Origin of the sequence: Pseudomonas putida, from assembly GCF_028682635.1 — a bacterium.
Taxonomy (GTDB): Bacteria; Pseudomonadota; Gammaproteobacteria; order Pseudomonadales; family Pseudomonadaceae; genus Aquipseudomonas; species Aquipseudomonas putida_AE.
The window spans coordinates 44,365-54,171 of record NZ_JANHLK010000034.1; the positions used below are offsets into that span (position 1 = coordinate 44,365).

At 60.8% G+C, this 9,807-nt stretch carries 7 protein-coding genes and 1 pseudogene; all 8 read left to right on the forward strand.

The window, feature by feature from the left end:
• Window positions 1–362: 362 nt before the first annotated feature.
• Window positions 363–866 carry a type VI secretion system contractile sheath small subunit gene (tssB, locus tag NPS56_RS27715; RefSeq protein ID WP_274077593.1) on the forward strand — a complete coding sequence of 168 codons (504 nt, stop codon included), beginning with the start codon at window positions 363–365 and terminating at the stop codon, window positions 864–866.
• A gap of 34 nt (window positions 867–900) precedes the next feature.
• Complete coding sequence (tssC, locus tag NPS56_RS27720) at window positions 901–2,466, forward strand: type VI secretion system contractile sheath large subunit (RefSeq protein ID WP_274077594.1); 1,566 nt, start codon at window positions 901–903, stop codon at window positions 2,464–2,466.
• Window positions 2,463–3,818, forward strand: a complete 1,356-nt coding sequence (tssK, locus tag NPS56_RS27725) for a type VI secretion system baseplate subunit TssK (RefSeq protein ID WP_274077595.1) — start codon at window positions 2,463–2,465, stop codon at window positions 3,816–3,818. The genes tssC and tssK overlap by 4 nt, the downstream gene beginning before the upstream one ends.
• Window positions 3,815–4,495: a type VI secretion system protein TssL, short form gene (gene tssL / locus NPS56_RS27730; RefSeq protein WP_274077596.1), complete on the forward strand. Its 681-nt coding sequence runs from the start codon at window positions 3,815–3,817 to the stop codon at window positions 4,493–4,495. The genes tssK and tssL overlap by 4 nt, the downstream gene beginning before the upstream one ends.
• A 10-nt stretch (window positions 4,496–4,505) precedes the next feature.
• Entirely contained in the window at window positions 4,506–6,218 is a 1,713-nt protein-coding gene (locus NPS56_RS27735) for an OmpA family protein (protein ID WP_274077597.1), read from the forward strand.
• 34 nt (window positions 6,219–6,252) lie between these two features.
• A complete protein-coding gene (locus NPS56_RS27740) occupies window positions 6,253–6,744 on the forward strand; it encodes an Hcp family type VI secretion system effector (protein ID WP_274077598.1) in 492 nt (163 codons plus the stop codon).
• A gap of 136 nt (window positions 6,745–6,880) precedes the next feature.
• Entirely contained in the window at window positions 6,881–9,526 is a 2,646-nt protein-coding gene (gene tssH / locus NPS56_RS27745; RefSeq protein ID WP_274077599.1) for a type VI secretion system ATPase TssH, read from the forward strand.
• A gap of 2 nt (window positions 9,527–9,528) precedes the next feature.
• Window positions 9,529–9,807, forward strand: a pseudogene (locus NPS56_RS27750) (type VI secretion system tip protein VgrG); the annotation flags it as partial.

Consider the following 9,807-nt stretch of genomic DNA (forward strand, 5'->3'; position numbering starts at 1 on the left):
AATTGATGCAGAGGGTTTGCCCGGGCGGATTGGAGGGGGAGGGCGCAGCCCGTCGGAGAAGAAAAACGTCGACTCGCGCCCAGTAAAAGGACTGTTTTCAGTGGTTTCTTGTAGGGCATTTCTGGAAATAAGTAAGAAATTTCCCAAAGTTGCCGGGAGGGGTGGAATGTGCGAGTGGGATAGTTCATTGTCGTTGTAGGAGAACAGTCATAGTTCCCGTGCGTATATTGTTGCACTCATTTTGACATGGAATTCACAGGCTGTAGCAGGGAAACTTTCTATTCTGTTGGCTAGAGTTTCGAGTTCCTGTCTTGCAGGTTTTAGCGATTGCATTGGCTGTCGCAAAATAATCGGGAGGTGTTATGTCTTCAAGCAGTTTTCAAAACGAAGTGCCGAAGGCTCGGGTCAATATCAAGCTCGATCTGCATACCGGTGGTGCGCAGAAAAAAGTCGAATTGCCACTGAAGCTGATGGTGATGGGGGACTACAGCAATGGCAAGGAGCAGCGTCCCTTATCTGCCCGTAGCAAGGTTTCCATCAACAAAAACAACTTCGATAGCGTATTGGCGGAGTTTTCTCCGGTCTTGAAAGTGGCCGTGGAAAACACCCTGGTCGATGACGCTGGCGACACCTCGGTCGAGCTGAATTTCCAGCGCATGAAGGACTTCGAGCCAGAGCAGGTGGCGCGGCAAATCCCGCACCTGCGTGCGCTGCTGGCCATGCGCAATCTGTTGCGCGACCTTAAGTCGAACCTGCTGGACAATGCCACTTTCCGTCATGAGCTGGAACGCATCCTCAAGGACGATGCGCTGAGTGACGAACTGCGCGCCGAGTTGGCCGCGTTGGCTCCGGAAGAAAATCGTTAATCCACTTCGGTTCGTTTAAAGGGAAGTTACCTGCATGTCCATCGAAAGTTCCAACGTGCATTCGCGCGGCACTACAGTGTTGTCCGAAGAAAATAAAGGCGTCTATGGTGCGCTGTTTGGCAAGATCAATCTCAGTCCGGTCGATACATTAAGTAGTATCGAAGTATTTCAAAATACCGAGGCACTGTCCGAAGTGTCGGCCGATGAGCGAGTGACGGCGGCCGTCAGTGTATTTTTGAAACTGCTCGGGCAGTCTTCGCAGAAAATCGAGCGCCTGGATAAAGTCCTGCTCGATGAACACATTGCTGCCCTGGATGGGCAAATCAGCCGGCAACTCGATGCCGTGATGCACCACCCGGATTTCCAGCGCGTCGAGTCAACCTGGCGCGGGGTCAAATCCCTGGTCGACCAGACCGATTTTCGCCAGAACGTGCGCATCGAATTGCTGGATATCAGCAAGGATCATCTGGTCCAGGACTTCGACGATGCACCGGAAATCGCTCAAAGCGGCCTGTACGTGCATACCTATACCCAGGAATACGACACACCGGGTGGCGAGCCGATTGCCGCGGCTATTTCCAACTACGAGTTCGACCGCAGTCCGCAGGACATCGCCCTGCTGCGCAACATTTCCAAAGTCGCGGCGGCTGCGCACATGCCATTTATCGGCACCGTCGGCCCGGCTTTCTTCGGCAAGCGCTCGATGGAAGAAGTGGCCGCCATCAAGGACATCGGCAACTACTTTGACCGTGCCGAATACCTGAAGTGGAAGGCGTTCCGCGACAGCGACGACGCCCGCTACATCGGCCTGGTCATGCCCCGTGTCCTCGGGCGCCTGCCCTATGGCCCGGACACTGTCCCGGTGCGCAGCTTCAACTACATCGAGAGCGTCAAGGGCCCTGACCACGACAAATACCTGTGGACCAGCGCCTCGTTCGCCTTCGCCGCCAACATGGTCAAGAGTTTCATTGCCAACGGCTGGTGCGTACAGATCCGCGGGCCGCAGTCGGGCGGCGCGGTCACCGAACTTCCTATCCACCTGTACGACCTGGGCACCGGCAACCAGGTGAAGATCCCTTCGGAAGTCATGATCCCGGAAACCCGCGAATTCGAATTCGCCGATCTCGGTTTCATCCCGCTGTCGTATTACAAGAATCGCGACTACGCGTGTTTCTTCTCGGCCAACTCGACCCAGAAAGCGGCCCTGTACGACACCGCCGATGCGACCGCCAACAGTCGGATCAATTCGCGCCTGCCCTACATTTTCCTGCTGTCGCGCATTGCCCATTACCTCAAGCTGATCCAGCGCGAGAACATCGGCACCACCAAGGACCGGCGCTTGCTGGAACTGGAGCTGAACAAGTGGATCGGCGGGTTGGTGACCGAAATGACCGACCCGGGCGACGACCTGCAGGCCTCGCATCCGCTGCGTGACGCCAAGGTGACCGTGGAAGACATCGAAGACAATCCGGGCTTCTTCCGCGTCAAGCTGTATGCCGTGCCGCACTTCCAGGTCGAAGGCATGGACGTCAATCTTTCGCTGGTGTCGCAGATGCCCAAGCGCAAGCCCGATGCCGTTCGCGGGGAAACCAGGTCTTGAAAATCGACCGTCCCGTATGGTCTGCGGGGGCACTCCTGTGCCCCCAGCAGTTCCAGCAACAGGCACGCTGGGAAGCCTGGACCAACGAACGCCTGGCTCACTTGTCACTGGTGCATCCCTGGGGTGTAGCGGCGGTGGCGTTTGACCAGGAGACCCTGCGACTGGGCAAGCTCAAGGCCACAAGGTTGTGCCTGCGCATGCCCGACGGCACCTTGATCGATACCGATCAGGTGGATCGTCTGCCCTCGGCCCTGGAATTGACCCAGCTGCTGTCCAGTGACGTGCAGGACACCACGGTGTTATTGGCCTTGCCGCTGGAACAGGCCAATGGCAACAACTGCCTGCTCGATGACAGCAAGGTCGAGCGACCGACGCGTTATCGCCAGGACTGGCGCAAGGTGCAGGATTTGTACGAAGGCGAGGCGCAGCAGATCGGCGTGCTGGAACACGTGCTGAGCCTGCGTCTTGCCCACGACGACAACGCCGATTACCTGACCTGCCCGATCGTGCGCCTGGTGCGGGACGGGCAGGGCGCATGGGGGCTGGATGACACTTATGTGCCGCCACTGCTCGATTTTGCGGCTCACCCGGGATTGCTGGCGCAGTTGGATAATCTGTTGACCCAATTGGCCGCCAAGCGTCAACGGCTGATGGGCTTGCGTCGTGAAAGTAACCAGCGCATGGCCGATTTTGCCGTGGCCGATGTGTCGCTGTTCTGGCTGCTCAACGCCCTGAACACCTACCAGCCGATCCTGGCAGATCTCAAGGCGCACCCGGCACGGCATCCCGAATCGGTGTACCGGGAATTGGCAAAGTTGGCCGGCGGCCTGCTGACCTTTTCCCTGGAACACGATATCGACCAGATCCCGGCTTACCGGCATGAGCATCTGGAAAGTGTGTTCCCCCCATTGTTGCGTCTGATTTCCACGTTGCTGGAGGCCAGTCTGCCTTCGCGTGTGATCGCCCTGGCGCTGGAGGAGAACGGCGACAACCGCTGGAAGGTCAGCCTCAATGATCCACGCCTGCGCGAGCGTGAAGGCGCTGATTTTTATCTGTCGGTGCGTTGCCGCTTGCCGGCAGCACAGGTGCAGAGCCAGTTCCCGCGCCTGTGCAAGATTGGCACCCCGGATGAGGTCGATCAACTGATCAATGCCGCGCTCGACGGTGTGCCGTTGCAGTCGCTCAGCCATGTACCGGCAGCCATTCCGCTGCGACTGGAGAACCAGTATTTCGCCCTCGATCTCGACCATGCCAAGGGCCAGGCGGTGCTGGCTGCAGGGGTCTGCGCCTTCTACGTCCCGAGCACGCTGGCCGAGGTAAAACTTGAACTGTTCGCGGTGTTGCGCACATGAACCTGAAAGCCTCAAGAAAACCAGCCGCACTGGCGGTAGATATCGACGCGTTGTTGCAGGACAGCTACCTGCTGGTAGTGGAATTGTGCAAGGGCGCATCGGCGCACGATGGCATGGCGCTGAAGGACCTTTGCGTCAAGCAGGTCGAACATGTCCGCCAGATGCTCGAGCACGCCGGCCTGAGCCCGCGCAGCATTGATCACATCAGCCATGCCCAGTGCGCTTTGCTCGATGAAACCGTACTCCGTGTGGATAAGCAGGCTCGCGATGCCTGGACGAAAGAGCCCTTGCAAGCGAAGTTCTTCAGTCGCCACCAGGCGGGCGAGTTCCTGTATGAAGACATGCGCGAAGTCTTGCGCGAGCCCGCCCCTGATCCATTGGTGCTGACGGCGTTCCATCGGGTGCTGATGCTCGGCTTCCAGGGGCGTTATCGCGACGCCGACGACCCTGAGCGCGAACAGTTGCTCAGCGCGCTCCATGCACAGGTCGCACCCTTGGCACTCAGCCAGACGCTGGCGACAAAGATGACGTTCGGACAGGGACTGCGTATTTGGCTGTGGCCGCGTTCGCCACTGGCTCATGGTCTGCTTGTGGGCCTGCTGTTTGTCGGTTGCTGGTGGGGGCTTGACCAGCTGTTGGCCAATCTCCTCAGCTCGGTTTTGCCCGGTGAGGCTTGAGGTGGGACCGATGACGCCGACACTGATGCGTGGTCTCTGGTTATGGGCGGGCGTGCTTTCACTGGCGTTGCTGGTTGTCGTTCCCTTGACCTGGAGCCTGCGCACCATCGCCGTCCTGGTCGTTGTGTGCGTCATGGTCCTGGCCTGGAGCCGGATTGGGCGCCGGACATGCGCGTCAGTGACCCTGGCCGAAAATACCTCGCTGCCTCCGGCCGCCTACCGTCAACCAGTGGTCCTGGTTTGTGGCGATGGCCTGACGGGATTGTTCGGCGCGACGCCGTTGGAGCACCTGGCTTTGCGCACAACCCGCCACGGTTGTTATGTGCGGGTACCCGAGCTTGAGCAGTTGCCTGCGATCACCGCCAGCCTGATGACGCTGCGTCCCGAGTGGAGTGGGCAGCTCAGCGTCATGTTCATCGTCAACCCGACCGAACACGTCGACAGCGCCGTGTTGGCCGGACAGGCGCGCGCACTGCGCTATCAGGTCGGCATGGTTCGCAAGGGCGGCGTTGCGCTGCCGCTACTGTTGACCAGCTATGTGCAAGCCTCGGCCGCAGAAGGTCCCTGGTTCAATTGGGAGGCCGGTGAAGTCAGCCCCAGGGTGCACGAGGGCGGAACCTGCGCCAGCCTGGACGACTGGCAAAGGCAGCCGTCAGACAGCGCAACGCGCTCAGCCCGGATGCACACCAGCGTGAAGCTGAACAGTGTCGTGGCATGGCTGGATCAAGCGGTAATGCCCCACCTGGCCCCCCGTGATGTACGCGATCCCGACAGCCTGCCGAGGATCTGTGCCATCACCTTCGTACCGGCGCTCGCGCAATCAGTCGCGGGCAACCTGTGGCAGCAATGGCTGCGCAACAAGGTTGCACTGCATGACGTCAGGCAGGCGCAGCCAGGGCAGGGCACTTCAATGCCTTTCCCCGATCCCTTGCTGGCGCTGCTGCCCTCGCAGAATCAACGCGCCCCATTGCGCCGCGCGAGCGTCATCGCGTTGTGGATGTTCGCCATTGTCGGGACAACGGCCCTGGCCAGCTCGGCCTGGCAAAACACCCTACTGGTCCGCCAGGTCAGTGACGACCTGCGTCGTTACCACGCCATCCCCGTGACAGGACAACCCGATCGGCCTGAATTCATCCTGCGCGAGCAGGCACTTGCGGTGCTGCGCGAGGATGCCCTGCGCCTGGACGGCTACTACCGACACGGCGCGCCCCTGTCGCTGGGGCTGGGCCTTTACCGGGGCGAGCGATTGCGCATCAGGCTGCAGTCGACAATTGCCGGTCACCGTCATCCGTCGCTGGCCCCAAGGCTTGCGGGTCATCCAAAGCCGGTGCGCCTGGACAGCCTGTCGCTGTTCAGTACCGGCAGCGCCCAACTCAAGCCCGGCTCGACCAAGGTCCTGATCAACGCCCTGGTCGACATCAAGGCCCAGCCTGGCTGGCTCATCGTGATCAGTGGCCATACCGATGCCACTGGCAGCGCCGAGCAAAACCTGCAGTTGTCCCGGGCCCGGGCGGCCGCCGTGCACGACTGGATGCAGCACATGGGCGGTATCCCCGCCAGTTGCTTTGCGGTGCAGGGCTTTGGTGCCAGCCAGCCCATCGCCAGCAATGACAACGAGGCCGGGCGCAGCGCCAATCGTCGAGTCGATATTCGTCTGGTGCCGGAGCCGGGAGCCTGCGTGTTCCCCGCTACGGGGCCGGATTTGCAACCCCCTGTCGCATAACGCGGCATTCATGTTCAGAGAGAAGGAGCTTCACATGGCAATTCCCGTTTACCTGTGGCTGAAAAATGACGGCGGCGCGGACATCAAGGGTTCGGTGGATGTTAAAGGGCGTGAGGGCAGCATCGAAGTGCTGGCCCAGGATCATGGCCTGACCATTCCCACTGACAATAACACCGGCAAGCTGACAGGCACACGGATTCACACTCCGTTCATGTTCACCAAGGAAATCGATGCCGCCAGCGTCTACCTGCTCAAAGGCGCGTCCCAAGGGCAGACCTTCAACAGCGCCGAGTTCAAGTGGTATCGCATCAATGACGCAGGCCAGGAGGTCGTCTACTACACCGTTCTGCTCGAGAACGTGAAGGTCGTAAGCGTCGTGACGAAAATGCACGACATCAAGGACCCGACCAAGGAAAAACACAATCACCTGGAAGACGTCCAGCTGCGCTACGAAAAGATCACCTGGAAGTTCATCGAGGGCAACTTCAGCCACTCCGATGCCTGGGACGAACGCCAGAGCGCTTAACCCATTGAACCCGTAGGCATGCCTGCCTGCGGGTCCAGTGTCCCGTGTTGAGCGTCCGTCCGCGGGCGCTCAGCCAGCCCCGTCGAGCCGGGCTCTTTTTGATTACCAGCCTCACACTCAAGACAAGGACGTACCCATGGTACAGAACGCCTCCCGCTTGCTTCGCCGTCTCAATCCCTACTGTGCCCAGGCGCTGAGCGCGGCGGCGACGCTGTGCCAAAGTCGCGCCCATGGCTACATCAGTATCGAGCACTGGCTGCTCAAATTATTCGAACAGGGCGAGGGCGACCTGACGCTCATTGCCCGTCGCTACGAATGGGATCTGGACGCTCTCTGGGGCGGACTGCTTGAACACCTGGACACACTGCCGCGCAGCGTACACGCCAAGCCGCAGCTGTGTGGCAAGTTACAGCGACTGATCAGCAATGCCTGGCTGCGTGCATCGCTGGACAGCCAGGATCACCTGCGCTCAGCCCACTTGCTTGGCGCGTTGCTGGAGTCTCCTGACCTGCTGGCTTGCGAAGCGGCCTGGCCTCTGTTCAGTGTCAGCGAAACCCAGTTGCAGCATCTGTTCGCACTGCTTGATCAACACTCCGAAGAGCGTCCCCAGGCGCAGCAAGCGGCTGCCATTGATCAGGCACAAGTATTGACTGGATCCGCTGCCGTCAACCACGAGGCCTTGCAGGCCGTGCTGGACAGGTTCACCCAGGACATCACCGCCAAGGCCCGGGAAGGGCGGATCGACCCGGTGTTCGGCCGTGACGATGAGATCCGCCAGGTCATCGACATCCTCAGCCGCCGGCGCAAGAACAACCCGTTGCTGGTCGGCGAGCCGGGAGTCGGCAAGACCGCACTGGTCGAAGGACTGGCGCTGCGCATTGCCGAGGGCAATGTTCCGGACAGCCTCAAGCCGGTCAGCGTGCGTACCCTCGACCTGGGGTTGCTGCAAGCGGGGGCCGGGGTCAAGGGCGAGTTCGAGCAACGCCTGAAAAACGTCATCGATGCCGTCCAGCAATCGGCATGTCCCGTGCTGTTGTTCATCGATGAAGCCCATACCCTGATCGGCGCCGGCAACCAGGCGGGCGGTGCCGACGCGGCGAACCTGCTCAAGCCCGCACTCGCCCGTGGCGAGCTGCGCACCATCGCCGCCACCACCTGGAGTGAATACAAGCAGTACTTCGAGCGCGATGCCGCCCTGGAACGACGCTTCCAGAAGGTCAAGGTCGACGAGCCGGATGACCACGATGCCTGTCTCATGCTGCGTGGCCTGAAGGCGCGTTACGCCAGCCATCATGGCGTGCACATTCAGGATGCGGCGGTACAGGCGGCGGTCACGCTTTCGCGGCGCTACCTGACCGGTCGCCAGCTGCCGGACAAGGCCGTCGACCTGCTCGACACCGCCAGTGCACGGGTGCGCATGAGCCTCGACTGCGAACCCCAGGCACTGGTCAGACTCATGGCCGGGCAGGCGGCCCTGGGACTTGAACGACAAGCCCTGGAAGAAGATGCACAACTCGGTGGCAGTAGCCTTGACGAGCGCCTTGCCTCGATCGATGCGCAACTTGTCGACTTGAAAGACCAACACAGTGAGCTGGTGCGGCAATACCGCAACGAACTCGACCTGACCCGCCAACTGCTTGATGCACGTCAGGCTCACCCCCTGCAGATCACCCTTTGTATGTGGCTGCAAGATCAGCTTGCCGAAGTGCAGGGCGCCCAACCGTTGCTCTCCCTGGACGTCAACCCGCGCAGCGTAGCTGAAGTGATTGCCGACTGGACCGGCGTGCCGCTGGGCAGTCTGCTCAAGGACGAACAGGCCAGCCTGTTGGCGCTGGAGCAGCAGTTGAGTGAGCGTGTCGTCGGCCAGGATCATGCCCTCGCTGCATTGGCCCAGCGTCTGCGCGCGGCCAAAACCGGCCTGACCGAGGAGCAGGCACCGTTGGGCGTGTTCCTGTTGGTCGGCACCAGCGGCGTCGGCAAGACGGAAACCGCCCTGGCGCTGGCCGACTGCCTGTTCGGTGGCGGGCAGTCGCTGATTACCCTCAACCTCTCCGAGTACCAGGAAGCCCATACCGTCAGCCAACTCAAAGGCTCGCCACCGGGCTATGTCGGTTACGGCCAGGGTGGTGTGCTCACCGAAGCGGTGCGCCGGCGCCCCTACAGCGTCGTATTGCTCGACGAAGTGGAAAAGGCTCACCGCGACGTACTCAATCTGTTCTACCAGGTCTTCGATCGCGGCTTCATGCGCGATGGCGAGGGACGCGAAATCGATTTTCGCAACACCGTCATTCTCATGACCTCGAACCTGGGCAGCGATGAACTGCAAACCTGCCTGCAACAACACCCTGACGTAACGGACAACACCTTGCAGGAGCTGCTGCGGCCACTGTTGCGTGAATACTTCCAGCCGGCCTTGCTCGCGCGCTTCCAGACCCTGATCTACCGCCCGCTGCAAGTCGACGCACTGCAGCGCATCGTCGCGCAAAAACTCGCCCGGGTCGCCACGCGCCTGCAACGCCACTACGGCCTGACCTGCCAGGTCGACAACGCACTCAACCAGGCCCTGGTTGCCGCCTGCCTGTTGCCCGATACCGGCGCGCGCAACATCGACAGCCTGCTCAACCAACAGATCCTGCCGGTGCTCAGCCAGCAACTTCTGCAGCGCCAGGCGACCCGTCAACAAACCCGGGGGGTGACCCTGGGTTACAGCGACGATCAAGGCATCACGCTGCAGTTCATCGACACACAGGAAGCGATGCCAAGCGTCGTCAAGGAGGCCTGACCATGAGCACCCAACAGCGCATTTTCTTTGACCACACTCGCCATAAATTCGCCATCCGCTGGTTCGACGCCGTCTTCGACGTCCTGGCCTTCGAAGGCCAGGAGCACCTCAGCCAGCCCTTCAGCTATCGCATCGAATTCACCTGCACCAATCAGGACCTCAGCGCTGAGCAGATGCTCAACAAGGACGCTCGTTTCAGCCTGTACCCCTCGCCGCCAAAGCCACCTTACCCAGGCTTTCCAGCGCCCGAGTACAAGCCGTTGCGCAGCCTGTACGGCATG

What these genes read in the sequence shown, in the direction of transcription:
- tssH (WP_274077599.1), top strand. Translation starts at nt 6,881, where the DNA reads ATGGTACAGAACGCCTCCCGCTTGCTTCGCCGTCTCAATCCCTACTGT.
- NPS56_RS27735 (WP_274077597.1), top strand. Translation starts at nt 4,506, where the DNA reads ATGACGCCGACACTGATGCGTGGTCTCTGGTTATGGGCGGGCGTGCTT.
- tssB (WP_274077593.1), top strand. Translation starts at nt 363, where the DNA reads ATGTCTTCAAGCAGTTTTCAAAACGAAGTGCCGAAGGCTCGGGTCAAT.
- NPS56_RS27740 (WP_274077598.1), top strand. Translation starts at nt 6,253, where the DNA reads ATGGCAATTCCCGTTTACCTGTGGCTGAAAAATGACGGCGGCGCGGAC.
- tssC (WP_274077594.1), top strand. Translation starts at nt 901, where the DNA reads ATGTCCATCGAAAGTTCCAACGTGCATTCGCGCGGCACTACAGTGTTG.
- tssL (WP_274077596.1), top strand. Translation starts at nt 3,815, where the DNA reads ATGAACCTGAAAGCCTCAAGAAAACCAGCCGCACTGGCGGTAGATATC.